Consider the following 17,274-nt stretch of genomic DNA (forward strand, 5'->3'; position numbering starts at 1 on the left):
GCCACGCCCGCCGCTGCTCCGGCCGCACCCGCTTCCGCTCCGGCCGCGGCCCCCGCCACGCCCGCCGCTGCTCCGGCCGCACCCGCTTCCGCTCCGGCCGCGGCCCCCGCCGCCGCGCCGGCGGCCTAAGAACGCTTTAGGATATCAGTCCGATGGCTCACGCCGCTGACATCGATCACCACGACGGCCACGGGGCCGACGACAAGCCGCCCTTCTTCCAGCGCTGGTTCTTCTCGACGAACCACAAGGACATCGGCACCCTCTACATCCTGTTCGCCATCATGGCCGGGATCGTCGGCGGGGCCCTGTCGGGCCTGATCCGCTGGGAGCTGATGCACCCGGGCATCCAGATCTTCTCCGAGACCGGCCTGCTGGCCGAATGGGGCGTGTTCAAGGGCAAGCACGGCTACAACGCCGTGGTCACCGCCCACGCCCTGATCATGATCTTCTTCATGGTCATGCCCGCCATGATCGGCGGCTTCGGCAACTGGTTCGTTCCGATCATGATCGGCGCGCCGGACATGGCCTTCCCGCGGATGAACAACATCTCGTTCTGGCTGCTGGTCGCCGCCTGGATCCTGCTGTGCACCTCGATGTTCGTCGACGGCGGCCCGGGCCACGGCTTCGGCGGCGGCTGGACGATCTATCCGCCGCTGTCGACCTCGGGCCACACCGGCCCGGCCATGGACCTGGCGATCCTGTCGCTCCACCTGGCCGGTGCTTCGTCGATCCTGGGCGCGATCAACTTCATCACCACGATCTTCAACATGCGCGCGCCGGGCATGACCCTGCACCGCATGCCGCTGTTCGCCTGGTCGGTGCTGATCACCGCCTTCCTGCTGCTGCTGTCGCTGCCCGTGCTGGCCGGCGCCATCACCATGCTGCTGACCGACCGCAACTTCGGCACCCACTTCTTCGAGCCCGCCGCCGGCGGCGACCCGGTGATGTTCCAGCACCTGTTCTGGTTCTTTGGTCACCCGGAAGTGTACATCCTGATCCTGCCGGGCTTCGGCATCATCAGCCACATCGTCTCGACCTTCTCCCGCAAGCCCGTGTTCGGCTACCTCGCCATGGCCTACGCCATGGTCGCCATCGGCTTCGTCGGCTTCATCGTGTGGGCCCACCACATGTACACGGTCGGCATGAGCATCAACCTGCGCGCCTACTTCGTGGCCGCGACGATGATCATCGCCGTTCCGACCGGCGTGAAGATCTTCTCGTGGATCGCCACGATGTGGGGCGGTTCGATCAGCTTCAAGACGCCCATGCTGTGGGCGATCGGCTTCATCTTCCTGTTCACGGTCGGCGGCGTCACCGGCGTGGTCCTGTCGAACGCCGGCATCGACTACAGCCTGCACGACACCTACTACGTGGTGGCCCACTTCCACTACGTGCTCAGCCTGGGCGCCGTGTTCGCCATCTTCGCCGGCTTCTACTACTGGTTCGAGAAGATGTGGGGCGTGAAGTACAACGAGTTCCTCGGCGCGACCCACTTCTGGATCATGTTCGTGGGCGTGAACCTGGTGTTCTTCCCGCAGCACTTCCTGGGCCTGGACGGCATGCCGCGTCGCTATGTCGACTATCCGGACGCCTTCGCGAAGTGGAACTACGTCTCGTCGGTGGGCTACATGATCACCGTCCTCGGCGTCGGCGTCTTCATGCTGGTGCTGCTCGAGGCGGCCATCCGTCGCCGCAAGGCCGAGGCCAACCCGTGGGGCGAAGGCGCCACCACGCTGGAATGGACCCTGTCCTCGCCGCCGCCGTTCCACCAGTTCAGCGAGCCGCCGGTCATCAAGGCCGACGATCACCACTGAACTCTGGTAAGATAGCTTAAGCGCGGGGGGCGCGGATCGGACAGGCAGTCCGGCCCGCGCCCTTCGCCCATCAAGACACTGTTCGAAGACTCAAGATTCCCATGGCCAAGCCCGCCGTCCTTTCGCCCGACATGCCCGCCGACACGGTTCGCGCGGCGCGCTGGCAGGACTACTTCCAGCTCCTCAAACCGCGCGTGATGTCGCTGGTGGTGTTCACGGCCGCGACCGGCCTGGTCGCCGCCCGCACCCACATCCACCCGCTGCTGGGCGCGGTGGCGGTGCTGTGCATCGCCGTCGGGGCCGGGGCCTCGGGCGCCCTGAACATGTGGTACGACGCCGACATCGACGCCAAGATGCGCCGCACGCGCGGTCGTCCGGTGCCGGCCGGCCTGGTCGAGGGCTCCGAAGCCGCGACCCTGGGCGTGGTGCTTTCCCTGCTGTCGGTCATGCTGATGGGCATGGCCATCAACTGGCTGGCCGCGGGCCTGCTGGCCTTCACCATCGTGTTCTACGCGGTGGTCTACACCATGTGGCTCAAGCGCTGGACGGCCCAGAACATCGTCATCGGCGGTCTGGCCGGCGCGCTGCCGCCGGCGATCGGCTGGGCGGCCGCCAGCGGCTCGGCGCCGCTGAACGCCTGGCTGATGGTGCTGATCATCTTCCTGTGGACCCCGCCGCACTTCTGGGCGCTGTCGCTCTACATCAGCACCGACTACGCCAAGGCCGGCGTGCCGATGCTGCCGGTGGTCAAGGGGGCCAAGGAGACCCGCAAGCAGATCCTGCTCTACAGCCTGGTCTTCATCCCCGTGTGCCTGGCGCCGGCGGCCACGGGCCTGGGCGGCCCGCTGTACCTGGCCGTCTCGGCCCTGGGCGGCGCGGTGTTCCTGATCCTGGCCTGGCGGGTGTTCCGCAGCGACGCCGGCGACGCGGCCGACCCGCGCGCCGCCGACCGCGCCCTCTACGAGGTGCAGGCGCCCGCGGCCGACCCGGCCCCCGAGGCCGAGCCGGGCAAGCGTCCGCCGCCGGTGGGCGGGGCCAAGGACGCCCGCAACCTGTTCGCCTTCTCGATCCTGTATCTGTTCGCCCTGTTCGCCGCCCTGCTGGCCGAGGCCATGATCGGCGTCCGGGCCCTGGAGCTTCCGCTTTGACCGATCCGAAGAAGACCGTTTCCGCAAAGCCCGACGCCGACCAGGCGCTGAAGGCCCGCAACGGCCGCAACATCGCCCTGGCGCTGGGTCTCGTCGCCTTCGTCGCCCTGGTCTTCGTGGTCACCCTGGTGAGGCTCGGCGCCAATGTCGGAAACCGGTTCTGATCGGAAGCCGGCGGTGAAGGCCGGCGACAGCGCGCAAGGCCGCCGCAACAAGCGCGTGGCGCTGATCTGCGTCGCCGCCTTCGCGGGCATGATCGGCGCGGCCTACGCCTCGGTGCCGCTCTACAAGCTGTTCTGCCAGGTCACCGGCTTCGACGGCACGGTGCGCCGCGCGCAGGCCGCACCGACCAAGGTGCTGGACAAGAGCGTCGTCGTCCGCTTCGACGCCAACATCCGCGACCTGCCCTGGACCTTCACCACCGAGCAGGTCAGCCAGGACATCAAGCTGGGCGCGTCGGGCCTGGCCTTCTTCAAGGTCACCAACAACAGCGACAAGCCCCAGACCGGCCGGGCGATCTACAACGTCGTGCCCGAGCAGGCCGGCGCCTACTTCCAGAAGATCGAGTGCTTCTGCTTCTCGAACCAGACGATCGAGCCGGGCCAGACGATCGAGTTCCCGGTCGTCTACTTCGTCGATCCCCGCTTCGCCGAGGATCCGGAGACCAAGGGCAAGTCCGAGATCACCCTGTCCTACACCTTCTTCCGGGCGGTGGAGGGCGACGACGGCGGCAAGCAGGCCGACGCGACGCCGCGCATCGTTCAACCACTTGGCGGAACACCGTCCAAGGGACTATAGCAATCCACAAGGGAGTGCGCGGGCCTTGGGGGACCTACGCGACGCGTACTTCAAATAATCAGAGGGTTCGCAACACATGGCCCACGGCGCCGTCAAACACGACTACCATATCCTGCCGCCCAGTCCGTGGCCGTTCGTCGGCTCGATGGCGGCCACCGTCATGGCCATCGGCCTGATCGCCTGGATCAAGGGCGGCGTGTTCGGCATCGAGAAGGGCCAGTGGTGGCTGTTCGCCGCCGGCCTGGCGGGCGTGCTCTACACGATGTTCGGCTGGTGGCGCGACGTCATCCAGGAAGCCAACGCCGGCGACCACACCCCCGTCGTCTCGATCGGCCTGCGCTACGGCATGGTGCTGTTCATCGCCTCGGAAGTGATGTTCTTCGTGGCGTGGTTCTGGATCTTCTTCGAGATGGCCCTGTTCCACGGCCACCGCACGCTCTCGGGCATCGAGGAAGTGCGCACGGCCTGGGCCAGCTGGCCGCCGGCCGGCGTCGAGACCGTCTCGCCCTGGCACCTGCCGCTGGTCAACACGCTGACCCTGCTGCTGTCGGGCACGACCATCACCTGGTCGCACCACGCCCTGCAGCAAGGCGACCGCAAGGGCGCCAAGTGGGGCCTGATCCTGACCATCCTGCTGGGCGCGCTGTTCACCTGCATCCAGGTCTACGAGTACGCCCACATCAACCACGAGAACCTGTTCTACAGCGAAGCGGCCGCCAATTCGGGCCTCTATGGCTCGACCTTCTTCCTGGCCACCGGCTTCCACGGCTTCCACGTGTTCGTGGGCACGCTGTTCCTGATCGTCTGCCTGATCCGCCTGATGAACGGCGCCTTCACGCCCAAGCAGCACTTCGGCTTCGAAGCGGCCGCCTGGTACTGGCACTTCGTCGACGTGGTCTGGCTGTTCCTGTTCGCCTTCATCTACGTGATCTTCGGCGCCTCGGCGCACTAGGGTCACCGACTATCGAAGGGCCCGGAGCGCCGATAGCGCTCCGGGCCTTTTTCGTTTCCAGCGTCTGCGGGGACCGCCATGCCCAAGACCAATCCCTACGCCGCCGGCGCCGCCGGGCGCTGTCCCGTCTGCGGCGAGGGCTTCCTGTTCGAGGGCTTCCTGAAGGTGGCCCAGCGCTGCGAGGCCTGCGGCTATGATCTGTCCAAGCTCGAAAGCGGCGACGGCGCGGCGACCTTCGTCATCCTGATCGCCGGCGCGCTGTGCGCGTTCGGGGCGCTGTTTTCGATGTTCGCCTGGAACTGGCCGGTGTGGCTGCTGCTGGTCGTCTGGCTGCCGCTGACCCTTCTGGCCTGCCTGGTTTTGATGCGGCCGGCCAAGGGCCTGATGGTCGCCGCCCAGATCGCCAACAAGGCTTCGCAAGCGGGGCGCGACGATGTCTGAGGCCTCCGCCGCCAAGACGGCCCGCTTCCCGATCGTTCTGACGATCGCGACCCTGATCGCCTTCTCCATCCTCTGCGCCCTGGGAGCCTGGCAGGTGAAGCGCCTGGCCTGGAAGCAGGACCTGCTGGCGCGGATCGAGACGCTGAAGACCGCGCCGGCCGTCCCGCTGGCCCAAGCCCTGGCCCGCGCCGACAGGGGCGAGGACGTCGACTTCGTGCGCGTGGCCGCCGACTGCGCGCCCGGCGCGACCGCGCCGCTGCCGCTGGTCTACGGCGTGCGTGACGGCGACATGGTCTGGCGGGCCATGGCCGCGTGCCGCCTGGCCGGCCCCCATGGCGTCATTCTGCTCGACCTTGGCCTGGTCGACGCCCTGAGCGGGCAGGTCCAGCCCAAGGCCCAGACCTTCGCCGCGCCGGCCCATGTGGTCGGCGTGCTGATGGCCCCCAAGGCGCTGGGCGGCGATCGCGACAAGGCCCTGGCCGGCTTCGCCGCCGACAGGCCCGCCTCGCACATCCTGATGGTCGAGACCGCCACCCCCGCCGTCGCCGGCGTGACCCCCGCGCCGCTGCCGGCAGAAATTTCCAATCGACACCTTGAATACGCGCTTACGTGGTTTGGTCTTGCCGTAACCCTGCTGTTTATCTATGCCGCCATGCTCTGGCGGAAGATGAGATCCTGATGCGCTACGTCTCGACCCGGGGCGAGTCCCCTTCGATCGGTTTCCTGGACGCGGTGCTCGCGGGCCTCGCGCCGGACGGCGGCCTCTACGTGCCCGAGGCGTGGCCGGCCTTCACGGCCGACGAGATCGCCGCCTTCGCCGGCAAGACCTACGCCCAGGTCGCCGCCGCCGTGCTCGGCAAGTTCGTCGGCGACGACATCCCGGCCGACGATCTGGCCCAGATGTGCGACGAGGCCTATGCCAGCTTCACCCACGCGGCCGTGACGCCGATCAAGCAGCTGGCCGCCAACCGCTACCTGCTGGAGCTGTTCCACGGCCCGACCCTGGCCTTCAAGGACGTTGCGATGCAGCTCCTGGGCCGCCTCTACGACTACGTGCTGTCGCGCCAGTCGCGGACCATGACCATCATCTGCGCCACCTCGGGCGACACCGGCGGCGCGGCTGTCGAGGCTTTCCGCGGCCGCAGCAACGCCCGCATCGTCGCGCTCTTCCCCGAAGGCCGGATCAGCGAGGTCCAGCGCCGGTTCATGACGACGGCGGAAGACGCCAACGTGTCGTGCGTTTCGGTGCAGGGCTCGTTCGACGACTGCCAGGCCATCGTCAAGCAGGCCTTCCAGGACGACCAGTTCCGCCACGCGGTCGACCTGTCCGGCGTCAACTCGATCAACTGGGCGCGGATCGCGGCCCAGAGCGTCTATTACTTCACCGCCGCCGTCAGCTTGGGCGCGCCGGTTCGCGAAGTGGCCTTCGTCGTGCCGACGGGCAACTTCGGCGACGCCTACGCCGCCTTCGTCGCCAAGCAGCTGGGCCTGCCGATCGCCAAGGTGGTGGCCGCCACCAACAGCAACGACATCCTGGCCCGGGCCTTCGAGGACGGCCGCTATGCGCGCGGCGCGGTGGCCGCCACCCAGAGCCCGGCCATGGACATCCAGGTCGCCTCCAACTTCGAGCGCCTCTATTTCGAGGCCGTGCGCCGCGACGGCGTCGAGACCGGCCGGGCCTTCCGCGGCTTTGCCACCACCGGCTCGCTCGACATCCCGCCCAGCGCCCATGCGATGATGCGCGAGCTGTTCGCCGGCGCCTCGGTCAGCGAGGCCGACACGGCCAAGACGATGCTCTCGACCCTCAACGAGACCGGCGAAGTGGTCGACCCGCACACCGCCGTTGGCCTGGCCGCCGCCGCCCGTCTGCGCCTCGAAGATCCCACGACCCCGGTCGTGGTGCTGTCGACCGCCCACCCGGCCAAGTTCCCCGAGGCCGTGCTGGCCGCCACCGGCCTCGTCCAGGGCGTGCCGCGCGGCGCGCCCGACCTGTCGGCCAAGCCCGAACGCTTCGACCGCCTGCCGGCCGACGCCGCCGCCGTGAAGGCCCACGTGCGGGCGTTCGCGGGGAAGTGAGATAGAGAACCTCCCCCTGTGGGGGAGGCGATCGCGCGAGCGATCGGTGGGGGGAGCGGCCGTGAAATCGGCCACCGCGCCGGAAGCTGAAACCGGCCCCCTCCGGCCTTTGGCCACCTCCCCCACAGGGGGAGGTTCCTCGATCTGTGGCTTTCGCGCGCTTAGGCGGCTACACGGAGGGAAATGAGCCTTCCGACCCTGCATACCCTCCCCAATGGCGTCCGTGTCGTCTGCGACCCGATGCCCGGCCTCGAGACCCTGGCCCTCACCGTCGTCGCCGGACGCGGCGCCGGCTATGAGGATCCGGCGCGCTCGGGCTGGTCGCACCTGCTCGAACACATGGTGTTCAAGGGCGCGGGCGGGCGCAGCGCGCGCGACATCGTCGAGGTGATCGAGACCGAGGGCGGCTCGATCAACGCCGCCACCGGCTATGAGCGCACCAGCTTCCAGGTGCGGGCGCTGAAGGGCGGGGCGGGTCTGGCCATGGCCGTGATCGCCGACCTGGTGCGCCGGCCCACGCTGGACGCCGGCGACCTGGCCCGCGAGAAGCAGGTGGTCGCCCAGGAGATCGCCGAGGCCGCCGACGCGCCCGACGACTACGTCTTCGACCTGCTGCAGAAGGGCGCCTGGGGCGACCATCCGGTCGGCCGGCCGATCCTGGGCACGGTCGACAGCGTCGAGGCCGCCACGCCGCAGGCGCTCTCCGAATGGCGCGCGGCGCTCTACGCCGCCGACCGGCTGGTGATCAGCGCCACGGGCGCGGTCGACGAGGCCGAGATCCTGGCGCTGGCCGAGCAGGCTTTCGGCGACCTGCCGGCGACGCCCGGCGTCGCCATGCCCGATCCCGCGCCGTTCGTCGGCGAGAGCTTCGCCGAGATCCGCAAGCTGGAGCAGGCCCACATCGTGCTGATGCTGCCGGCCGCCGGCGCGCGCGACGACGACTATTTCGCCCTGCGCGTCTTCGCCGAGGCCCTGGGCGGGGGCATGTCGTCGCGCCTGTTCCAGGAAGCCCGCGAGAAGCGTGGCCTAGCCTACAACATCGACGCCTATGCCGACACCTATGCCGACATCGGCGGCCTGGGCGTCTATGCCGGCTGCGCGGCCAAGGACGCGGCCGAGACGGCCAAGGTCTGCGCCGAGCAGATCCTGGCCCTGGCCGCGCACATCGAGCCGGCCGAGCTGGCCCGCTGCAAGGCCCAGCTCAAGGCGCACATGTTCATGGCCCGCGAGCAGCCGCTGGCCCGCGCCGAACAGAACGCCGGCCAGGCCCTCACCTTCGGCAAGCTGTTCTCGCCCGCCGAACTGGCGGCCGGGGTCGACGCGGTCACCGCCCAGGACATCACCCGCCTGGGCGCGCGCATGTTGGACCCGGCGCGGGCGGCCACCGCCGTGCTGGGCGCCAAGACCGCGCTTTCGGCCGGGGAAATCTTCCGGCGGACGTTGTTCGCCGGAAGATAAGCCGCGATGGTGTCGGGATATCGCTAAGAGCCGTTTCTTGTCCGCCATCCTCCGCCTGTTTCGCATCGACCATGGTCCGCGCATCGACGCCGAGCGGGTCTATCTGCGCCTGCCGCGCCTGGCCGATCACAAGCCGTGGGCGCAGCTGCGGGCCGACTCGCGCGGCTACCTGACGCCCTGGGAGCCCAGCTGGCCGGCCGACGACCTGACCCGCACCGCCTTTCGCCAGCGCCTGGCCGCCTACGCCCGCGAATTGGAGCTGGGTGAGGCGTTTCCGTTCTTCGTGTTCCGCCGCGAGGACGACGCCATCGTCGGCGGCGTGCGCCTGTTCAACATCCGCCGGGGCGTCTCGCAGACCGGCGTGCTGGGCTATTGGAGCGGCCAGGCCCATGCGGGGCAGGGCTATACGACCGAGGCGGTGAAGGCGGTGATCGACTTCGCCTTCGGGCCGCTGGGCCTGCATCGGCTGGAGGCGGCCTGCATGCCGCACAACGCGCGCTCGGCGGGCCTGTTGTCGCGGTGCGGGTTTTCCGAGGAGGGATACGCCCGCGCTTATCTCAAAATTAACGGCGAGTGGCGAGATCATCGTCTGTTCGGGTTGATCGCGCCCTCATAGCGACCGCCCGGGCTGTGACGCCGGCTTTCTCGGCGTGGGAACGGGTATGTCATTCAAGGTTGCCGAGCGACGCATCTGGGACGCGACGACCACGCTGGAAGCGCTGGGCGCCGCCGAGGTCGCGCTGTGGCACTGGGAGCCCGAGGCCGATCGGCTGCGCATCAACGGCGCGGCGCGGGCCTTGGGCCTCTCGCCCCTCGCCCCCGAATGCTCGTCGGCCGCCTTCCGGGCGCTGGCCCTGCCGCAGGACCGCGCCCAGGCCGAAGAACTGCTGCGGGTGCGTGAAGCCGGGGCCGAGATCGTCGTACGCCTGCGCATGCGCAGCGGCGGCGTCTGCATCTGGCGGGGCGTGTGGCTGGAGGAGGGCGTGCGCGCCGCCGGCGTCATCGCCCCCGAAGTGAAATTCGCCGCCTCCGGCAAGGACGAGCTCACCGGCCTCCTGGACCGTCGCAGCTTCATCGCCCGCGCCCGCGAGCGCCTGACCCATGACGGCGTGCACGAGCTGGTCGTGGCCGACCTCGACCGCCTGCGCCGCCTGAACGAGGCCCTGGGCCACGAGCGCGCCGATCTGGTGTTGGCCGCCCTGGGCTCGCGCCTGGCCGCCGCCTTCCCCGAAGGCTCGATCCTGGGCCGCGTCGGCGAGGACGAGTTCGCCGTGCTGTGCGAGCCGAAGGGCTACGAGCCGGCCGAACTGCTGCGCACCGCGCTGGAGCAGCCGCTGCGCATCGCCGGCTTCGACATCCACCCCACCCTGACCATCGGCGCCGTCTCGGCCGAGGGCGGCGAGGACGCGCCGGAGGCCGCCGAGCTGGTCCGCCGGGCCGAGCTGGCCGTCGAGGCCGCCGCCGCCAACGGGCGCGGCTCGGCCGCCGCCTACGGCCGCTCGATGGAGACCGACGGCCTGTCGCGCCTGGCGCTGGAAGCCGACCTGCGCGGCGCCATCGGCCGCGGCGAGATCATCCCCTATTTCCAGCCGGTCGTACGGCTGTCGACCGGCGCCCTGTCGGGCTTCGAGGCCCTGGCGCGCTGGATCCATCCGCGCCGCGGCCTGCTGCCGCCCGACGAGTTCCTGCCGCTGATCGAAGAGATGGGCCTGATGGCCGAGCTTGGCGAGCACATGATGCGCAGCGCCGGCAAGCAGCTGGCCGCCTGGCGCCGCAGCCACCCGGCCGTCGGCGCCCTGACTGTCAGCGTCAACCTGTCGACCGGCGAGATCGACCGTCCGGGCCTGGTGCACGACGTGGCCCAGGTGCTGGCCGAGAACGGCCTGCCGCGCGGCGCGCTGAAGCTGGAAGTCACCGAAAGCGACATCATGCGCGACCCCGAGCGGGCCGCCGTGATCCTGAAGGCCCTGCGCGAGGCGGGGGCGGGTCTTGCGCTCGACGACTTCGGCACCGGCTTCTCGTCGCTGTCGTACCTGACGCGCCTGCCGTTCGACACGCTGAAGATCGACCGCTACTTCGTGCGCACCATGGGCGGCAACGCCGGTTCGGCCAAGATCGTGCGCTCGGTCGTCAAGCTGGGCCAGGATCTCGACCTGGAAGTGGTGGCCGAAGGCGTCGAGAACGCCGAGATGGCCCATGCGCTGCAGAAGCTCGGCTGCGACTACGGCCAGGGCTTCGGCTATGCGCCGGCCCTCTCGCCGCAGGAGGCCGAGGTCTATCTGAACGAGGCCTATGTCGACGGCGCGGCCCCGGTGAAGGCGCGGGGCTGAGGCCACGGCCGAGCGTTTTTCGCTCGACCTGGCGCTGTTCCCCCACAGCGGAAATCAACCATTAAGACTGTTCCGCGATGGTCTCTCGACTTATCGGGGAACCTCTCATGGCGACGTCGTCCAAGCTCATGAAGTCGGCGCTGGCTCTTTGCGGCGCCGCGCTGGTGCTGGCCGGCTGCGCCAGTTCCGAGGACATGCGCGCGCTGCGGCAGCCGGCCATGCCGCCGGTCGCGGTGGCCAAGGCCTCGCCCGCCCGGCCGTTCTATCGCAACATCGCCGTCCAGGAGATCCAGGGCGCGCCGGAGTTCCGCTGGTTCGACGGCGGCGCGGTGATGACCACCCGTCCGACCCGCAAGCAGGTGTTCGACCAGCTGTCGGGCCACCTGGAGCGCGCCGACATGCTGGCGCCGCGCCTGGACGCCGAATACATGCTCTACGTCCAGTTCGACGAACTGCGCGGGCCCAACGTGTGGCTGGGCACGGACAAGCTGGCCTCGGCCCACATCACCTTCCGCCTCGTCCGCTGGCGCACCAACCAGCTGGTGGTCGAGAAGACCGTCGAGACCAGCTATCGCACTCAGTGGGTGGGGATCACGCCCGATATGGTGCGGGCGGGGATCGCCGGCCCGATCGGCGTCGCCCGGGACTCGGCCATCGCGCCGGTCGGCGGCGTGCTGGGCGGCATGCTGCTGGGCTACTACGTCAACGAGGAACTGGCGGTGTCGATCGCGGCGGCGCCCGTCGCCGGCGTGATCGGCGGCGTGCAGGCGGCCGCGATCGACGGTCCGGGCCGGTTTGATCCGGGCATGGCCTCGGCCTTCACCACGGCCGTCGCCGTCGGCACGGCCAGCGGCCGGTTCACCGACCTCGAGGCGATCCTGGCCGGCGGCGCGATCCTGGGCGTCAGCGGCGCGGCGGGCCCCGCGCCGGCCACGCGGGCCGTGGCGGCCGGCGACGTCATCTCCGGCGAGTTCAACGGCACCGCGCGGCGCTTTGCCGCCACCCGCGGCCTGATCGACCTGGCGTTCGACCAGTTCATGCGCGAGCTCAGCCGCGACGGCTCGGTGGTCTACAAGCGGGCGGTGTCGTGCCGCGCGCTGAACCCGTACGGCTATCGCGGCGCGCACATGGTCGAGACGGCCGACGCCTATGCCGTCGATTGCCCGGCCGCCAGCTACAACAACAGCCCGACCACCCGGGCCTATCCGAGCCGCTTCTGAGGTCTCAGCCCTTCGCCAGGTCGCCGTACCACCAGGCGGCGGTGACCCCGCCGTCCATCAGGACGTCGCTGCCGGTGATGAAGCCGCCGTCGGGGCCCATCAGCAGGGCGCCGACCGCCCCGACTTCGTCGGGCGTGCCGGCCCGTTTGGCCGAAGAGCCCTCGATCATCCTGCGATAGCCCGCGCCGCGCGGGCCGGTCAGCTCGTCGCGCGCCAGGGGCGTCATGACGATGCCGGGGCTGATGGCGTTGATGCGGGCGCCGCGCTGGCCCCAGCGCACGGCCTGGGCCGCCACCCGCAGGGAATTGCCGCGCTTGGACAGCTGGTAGGCCTTCAGCGGATCGCTGACCTCGTCCGGCGCCAAGAAGGGCAGGGCCAGCAGCTCTTCGGTCGGGGTCGTGGCCAGGGCGTGGTTCTGCTCGACGGACAGCGGCGCCAAGCGGTGGCCCGACTGCGAGGCGATGACGACGCCCGAGCCGCCGGGCGCGATCACCGCGCCGAACAGGTCGAGCACCAGCGCGGTCCCGTAGAGATCGACCTTCAGGATCACCTCGGGCGGGGCCTGGCTGGGCGAGACGCCGGCGGCGTGGATCAGGCCGCTGACCTCGCCCAGGTCCGTGGCCGTGGCGACCAGCGCCTCGACGGACGCTCGCGAGGCGACGTCGACGGCAGCGACGTGGGTCTCGTAGCCGGCGTCGGCCAGCACCTCGGCGGCGGCCTTCGCGTTCTGCGGCTTCATGTCGGCCAGCAGCACGCGCTTGCCCACGCCCACGCGGCGGGCGATGGCCTGGCCGATCTGGCTGGCCCCGATGACGACGATGACCTGGCTCATGGCCTCTCCTTGCTCAGGAGGGCGTCATAGCGCCGTCGGGCGGCCGGGATTAGCCGCAGCCTCGTCCATGGCCTGCTGAGCGATCCTCAGCAGTCCTGGAGGCCTAGCGGCGGGCCTCGGTGGCCATGCGGACGGCGAGACCGCCCAGGACGCTGGCCATCAGCCAGCGCTGGATGAGCGCGAAGCTGGGGCGCGTAGCCAGGAAGCCGGCGATGGTCCCGGCGGCAAAGCAGATCGCGGCGTTGACCGACAGGCTGATGGCGATCTGGGAGCCGCCCAGCAGCAGCGATTGGGACAGCACGTTCCCATGCTTGGGATCGATGAACTGCGGCAGCAGCGACAGATAGAGCATCGCCGCCTTCGGATTGAGCAGGTTGGTCAGGAAGCCCATGGCCATCAGCTTGGCCGGCGGGTCCTTGGGCAGCTCGCGCACCTGGAAGGGCGAGCGGCCGCCCGGCTTGATCGCCTGCCAGGCCAGCCAGCCCAGATAGAGCGCCCCGCCGAAGCGCAGGATGTCGTAGGCGATCGGGGCAGCCATCAAGAGGGCGGTGATGCCCAGCGCCGCGCAGACCAGATAGACGACGAAGCCCGCGGCCGTGCCGGCCAGAGAGACGATGCCCGCCCACTTGCCCTGGCAGATCGATCGGCTGACCAGGTAGAGCATGTTGGGGCCAGGCGTCAGGGCCATCCCCAGGCAGACCAGGCAGAAGGCGATCCAGGTCTTGGCGTCGGGCATCGGGAGCTCCGGTCAAACGGGCATGAAAAAGGGGCCGGAAGCTTTCGCCGCCGGCCCCTTTCGATACTTTCGGCGAACGCCGAAGAGATCCTTAGTGGATGTCTTCGTTGATCAGGCCGACCTTGTACCAGCCAGCGGTCTGCAGCTGGTTCAGGACGCCCATGAAGTCCGAGTACAGCACGTCGGCGTCGGCGCGGATCATGACGCGCTGATCGTCCTTCGGACCGGCTTGACCCTTGGCGGTGAACGAGGCGTCCAGGTCGATCGGCAGGTTGTCGAGGCTGGTTTGCTTGTCCGCGATGAACAGAGCGCCCGACTTCTGGATCGAGATGAAGACCGGTTCCTTCGGCTTCGGCGCGCCGGGGGGCGGCGGAACGGCCGGGGGAAGGTCGATCTTGATCGAGGTCACGGCCATCGGCACGGCGACCATGAAGATGATCAGCAGAACGAGCAGAATGTCGACGAAGGGCGTGACGTTGATTTCGGAATTCTGGTTCAGCGAGTAGCGACCGCCGCCGCCGCCAGCAAGTTTAGCCGCCATAGCCTGACTGTCTCCCGGGGACCGCCCCCAGGCGGTCCAGAAATTGTTAGAAGCCACGTCTGGCGCAGACGGGCGCGGAAGTAAAGCCCGAGGACGCGGCGCAATGGCAACCCCTTTTGTGAGTCTTTTTGGCCTAACGGCGTTCAGGAGGCGGATTCCCGCTCAAGCCTTCGCGCAAGACGCGACTAGCGCTGTGAAACTGGCCGCGCTAAGCCCCCGCGCATGATCTTCTCCTTCGACGCCTACGTCACCGCCGCCCTGTTCGATCGCGCTGGACGCGCCGGATTCGCCCTGGGCGACGGCACGGTCCGATTCGAGGCCGAGGGCGGCTTCGTCACCGTCGAGGCCCATGCCGGCGCCTTGGGCGGCGCGGCGCTGGCCGCCTGCGTCCACCCGTCGGGCCGGGGCCTGGTGACCGGCGGCGACGACGGCCGCGTCGTCTGGAGCCGCCTGGAGGGCGACGAGGTCGTGGCCACCCTGCTGGCCGAGGTGAAGGGCAAGTGGATCGAGCACGTGGCCGCCAGCGCCGCCTCGGGCCTGATCGCCTTCACGGCCGGCAAGGAAGTGCACGTGCTGGACTCGGCCGACCCCGATTTCCGCCGCGTCTACGCGCACGAGAAGACCGTCTCGGCGGTGGCTTTCGATCCCAAGGGCAAGCGCCTGGCCGCGGCCGGCTACGGCGGCGTGTCGCTGTGGTGGAGCCGCATCGCCGACCAGAAGCCGACGGTGATGAAGTGGGCCGGCAGCCACGTCGGCCTCGCCTACAGCCCCGACGGCAAGTTCCTGGTTTCGGCCATGCAGGAGAACCAGCTGCACGGCTGGCGCCTCTCCGACGGCAAGGACATGCGGATGGGCGGCTATCCGGCCAAGATCAAGAGCATGGCCTTCCTCGACAAGGGCAACCTGATGGTCACGGCCGGGGCCAACGGCGCGGTCGTCTGGCCGTTCGCCGGCGCCAGCGGCCCGATGGGTAAGGAAGCCGCCGAGATCGGATTCTCGCGAGACTCGCTGGTGGTGCAGGTCGCCGGCGTCGACGCCCTGCCGGTGGCGATCGCCGGCCAGGACAACGGCCGCATCTGGGCCTGCCACCTGCGCTCGGGCCGCATCGAGACCCTGAAGGCCGAACGCGGGGCCCCGATCAGCAGCCTGTCGGTCAACGCAGACGGGACGCGCCTGGCCTGGGGCGACGAAACCGGCGAGGCCGGCGTGCTGGCCGTGCCGGACATCTCGGTGCGGAATTTCTGATCCGAAACCCCTCTCTCTGAGAGAGAGGGAGGGGCCCGCCGCGCAGCGGTGGGAGGGTGAGAGGTTTCGCCGTTAGCGGGCCAATCCCCGCCCCCAAGCCGTCATCCCGGGCGGAGCGCAGCGAAGACCCGGGGCCCAGGGGCCGTCGCAGTGCGCCGGCGTCCGCTGAGGTTCTTTAACCAACCGCAGAGCCCAGTCCTTCTGGGTCCCGGATAAGCCCTGCGGGCTTTCCGGGATGACGATGGGTAGGTGCTCAATCCTGAGAGGTTGTCACCTCTCACCCTCCCACGCCTTTGGCGCGGGCCCCTCCCTCTCTCAAAGAGAGAGGGTCAGGTCAGGCCGGCCAGGTCGCCTCGTCCGCCCCCAGCACTTCGCCCGCCAGGTAGAGCGAGCCGCAGATCAGCACGTGCGGGACGGGGTCCAACGCCAGAGCGCGGGCCAGGGCGTCGTCGAGGCTGTCGCAGGCGGCGGCGCGCAGGCCGGCCAGTTCGGCGGCGGCGGCGGTTTCGGCCGCGCTGGCGGCGGCGTGGCCTTCGAAGGTGACGGTGAAGACCTTGGTCGCCACGCCCCGGAAGGCCTCGAAGAAGCCGGCGGCGTCCTTGTTGGCCAGAAGGCCCGAGATCAGCGCCACGGGGCGGCCGTCGCGGGCCGCCAGATCGGCCACGGCCCGGGCCACCGCGCGCCCGGCGTGCGGGTTGTGGCCGCCGTCCAGCCACAGGTCGGCGCCGGCGGCTTGCGCGGTCTGTGCGTAGGGACCAGCCGTCAGGCGCTGGAAGCGGGCCGGCCAGACCGTGCCGGCGATCCCCCGGCCCATGGCCTCTTCGTTGATCCTGGGATCGCCCAGCGCCAGCAGGGCGGCGACGGCCAGGCCCGCATTGGCGAACTGGTGCTCGCCGGGCAGGGCGGGGGCGGGCAGGTCGAGCAGGCGGTCTTCCATCTGCACCAGCAGGCGGCCGCGCTCCTCCCAGGCGTCGAACTCGCGGCCCATGAGCGTGAGCTCCACCCCGGCCATGGCCGCGGCGGTGTCGAGCACCTCGTCGACGGCGTCCTGCTGGCGGGCGCTGACGGCCGGGGCGCCCGGCTTGATGATCCCGGCCTTCTCGACGGCGATCTTCTCGATGGTGTCGCCCAGGAACTCGCGGTGATCCAGGTCGATCGGGGCGATGACGCTGACGGCGGGCGCCGCGATGACGTTGGTGGCGTCGAGCACGCCCCCTAAGCCCACCTCGACGATGCACAGATCGGCCGGGACCTCGGCGAAGGCCACGAAGGCCGCGGCCGTGGTGATCTCGAAGAAGGTGATGGCCTGACCGTCATTGGCCGCCTCGACCCGCTCCAGCACGCTGGCCAGGTGTTCTTCGGTGATCAGCGCGCCGGCCAGCCGGATGCGCTCGACGAAGCGCACCAGGTGCGGCGAGGTGAAGACGTGGACCTTCAGCCCGGCCGCCTCGGCCATGTGGCGCAGATAGGCGACCGTCGAGCCCTTGCCGTTGGTGCCGGCCACATGGATCACCGGCGGCAGGCGGTCCTGCGGGTCGCCCAGCGCGGCGCACAGCCGGCGCATGCGGCCCAGCGACAGGTCGATCTTCAGCGGATGCAGCGCCCGCAGGCGCTCCAGCGCGGCGTCGTGGGCGCGGAGGTGGTCGGTCATGGGGATTCCAAGATCCTCCCCCTCTGGGGGAG

At 69.8% G+C, this 17,274-nt stretch carries 17 protein-coding genes and 1 pseudogene; 14 read left to right on the forward strand and 4 right to left on the reverse strand.

The features are described 5' to 3' along the window. The first annotated feature begins 152 nt into the window (after window positions 1–152). The 12 genes from ctaD (at window position 153) to AC1DCG_RS22865 (ending at window position 12,237) form a co-directional block, all read left to right on the forward strand. Window positions 153–1,814 (forward strand): cytochrome c oxidase subunit I, encoded by a 1,662-nt coding sequence (ctaD, locus tag AC1DCG_RS22810; protein ID WP_477029285.1) that lies wholly within the window; start codon window positions 153–155, stop codon window positions 1,812–1,814. Window positions 1,815–1,915: 101 nt separating this feature from the next. After that, entirely contained in the window at window positions 1,916–2,962 is a 1,047-nt protein-coding gene (gene cyoE, locus AC1DCG_RS22815) for a heme o synthase (RefSeq protein ID WP_477029286.1), read from the forward strand. A gap of 47 nt (window positions 2,963–3,009) precedes the next feature. Next, complete coding sequence (locus AC1DCG_RS22820; RefSeq protein WP_233247687.1) at window positions 3,010–3,126, forward strand: hypothetical protein; 117 nt, start codon at window positions 3,010–3,012, stop codon at window positions 3,124–3,126. Continuing rightward, entirely contained in the window at window positions 3,107–3,760 is a 654-nt protein-coding gene (locus AC1DCG_RS22825; protein WP_477029287.1) for a cytochrome c oxidase assembly protein, read from the forward strand. The genes AC1DCG_RS22820 and AC1DCG_RS22825 overlap by 20 nt, the downstream gene beginning before the upstream one ends. A gap of 76 nt (window positions 3,761–3,836) precedes the next feature. Next, entirely contained in the window at window positions 3,837–4,712 is an 876-nt protein-coding gene (locus tag AC1DCG_RS22830; RefSeq protein ID WP_165261185.1) for a cytochrome c oxidase subunit 3, read from the forward strand. Window positions 4,713–4,790: 78 nt separating this feature from the next. Further along, window positions 4,791–5,153, forward strand: coding sequence for a DUF983 domain-containing protein (locus AC1DCG_RS22835; protein WP_165261183.1), 363 nt, complete (start codon window positions 4,791–4,793; stop codon window positions 5,151–5,153). Then, the gene (locus AC1DCG_RS22840) at window positions 5,146–5,832 is read left to right on the forward strand and encodes an SURF1 family protein (RefSeq protein ID WP_477037259.1); all 687 of its coding nucleotides are present in this window, start codon (window positions 5,146–5,148) and stop codon (window positions 5,830–5,832) included. Before AC1DCG_RS22835 ends, AC1DCG_RS22840 begins: the two co-directional genes overlap by 8 nt. Then, window positions 5,832–7,229, forward strand: a complete 1,398-nt coding sequence (gene thrC, locus AC1DCG_RS22845) for a threonine synthase (protein WP_477029289.1) — start codon at window positions 5,832–5,834, stop codon at window positions 7,227–7,229. The genes AC1DCG_RS22840 and thrC overlap by 1 nt, the downstream gene beginning before the upstream one ends. A 183-nt stretch (window positions 7,230–7,412) precedes the next feature. Beyond that, complete coding sequence (locus AC1DCG_RS22850) at window positions 7,413–8,687, forward strand: M16 family metallopeptidase (protein ID WP_477029290.1); 1,275 nt, start codon at window positions 7,413–7,415, stop codon at window positions 8,685–8,687. Window positions 8,688–8,724: 37 nt separating this feature from the next. Continuing rightward, window positions 8,725–9,303, forward strand: a complete 579-nt coding sequence (locus AC1DCG_RS22855) for a GNAT family N-acetyltransferase (RefSeq protein ID WP_165261175.1) — start codon at window positions 8,725–8,727, stop codon at window positions 9,301–9,303. Between the two features lie 46 nt (window positions 9,304–9,349). Beyond that, window positions 9,350–11,017 carry a putative bifunctional diguanylate cyclase/phosphodiesterase gene (locus tag AC1DCG_RS22860; protein ID WP_165261173.1) on the forward strand — a complete coding sequence of 556 codons (1,668 nt, stop codon included), beginning with the start codon at window positions 9,350–9,352 and terminating at the stop codon, window positions 11,015–11,017. 107 nt (window positions 11,018–11,124) lie between these two features. After that, complete coding sequence (locus tag AC1DCG_RS22865) at window positions 11,125–12,237, forward strand: hypothetical protein (protein ID WP_477029291.1); 1,113 nt, start codon at window positions 11,125–11,127, stop codon at window positions 12,235–12,237. Between the two features lie 4 nt (window positions 12,238–12,241). Here AC1DCG_RS22865 and AC1DCG_RS22870 read toward each other — a convergent pair whose 3' ends face one another. The 3 genes from AC1DCG_RS22870 to AC1DCG_RS22880 form a co-directional block, all read right to left on the reverse strand. Next, the gene (locus AC1DCG_RS22870; protein WP_477029292.1) at window positions 12,242–13,069 is read right to left on the reverse strand and encodes an SDR family oxidoreductase; all 828 of its coding nucleotides are present in this window, start codon (window positions 13,067–13,069) and stop codon (window positions 12,242–12,244) included. A 103-nt stretch (window positions 13,070–13,172) separates the two neighbouring features. Continuing rightward, the gene (locus AC1DCG_RS22875; RefSeq protein ID WP_477029293.1) at window positions 13,173–13,805 is read right to left on the reverse strand and encodes a LysE family translocator; all 633 of its coding nucleotides are present in this window, start codon (window positions 13,803–13,805) and stop codon (window positions 13,173–13,175) included. Between the two features lie 91 nt (window positions 13,806–13,896). Continuing rightward, entirely contained in the window at window positions 13,897–14,346 is a 450-nt protein-coding gene (locus tag AC1DCG_RS22880; protein WP_477029294.1) for a biopolymer transporter ExbD, read from the reverse strand. Between the two features lie 222 nt (window positions 14,347–14,568). Between AC1DCG_RS22880 and AC1DCG_RS22885 the strand changes: the two genes are divergently transcribed. Continuing rightward, a complete protein-coding gene (locus AC1DCG_RS22885; protein ID WP_477029295.1) occupies window positions 14,569–15,591 on the forward strand; it encodes a WD40 repeat domain-containing protein in 1,023 nt (340 codons plus the stop codon). Window positions 15,592–15,614: 23 nt separating this feature from the next. After that, a pseudogene (locus tag AC1DCG_RS22890) lies at window positions 15,615–15,770 on the forward strand (hypothetical protein); the annotation flags it as partial. Between the two features lie 155 nt (window positions 15,771–15,925). Here the strand turns inward: AC1DCG_RS22890 and AC1DCG_RS22895 are convergent. Then, window positions 15,926–17,242, reverse strand: coding sequence for a bifunctional folylpolyglutamate synthase/dihydrofolate synthase (locus AC1DCG_RS22895; RefSeq protein WP_477029296.1), 1,317 nt, complete (start codon window positions 17,240–17,242; stop codon window positions 15,926–15,928). Window positions 17,243–17,274 lie beyond the last annotated feature (32 nt).

Source organism: Caulobacter sp. 10L414 (assembly GCF_056395525.1).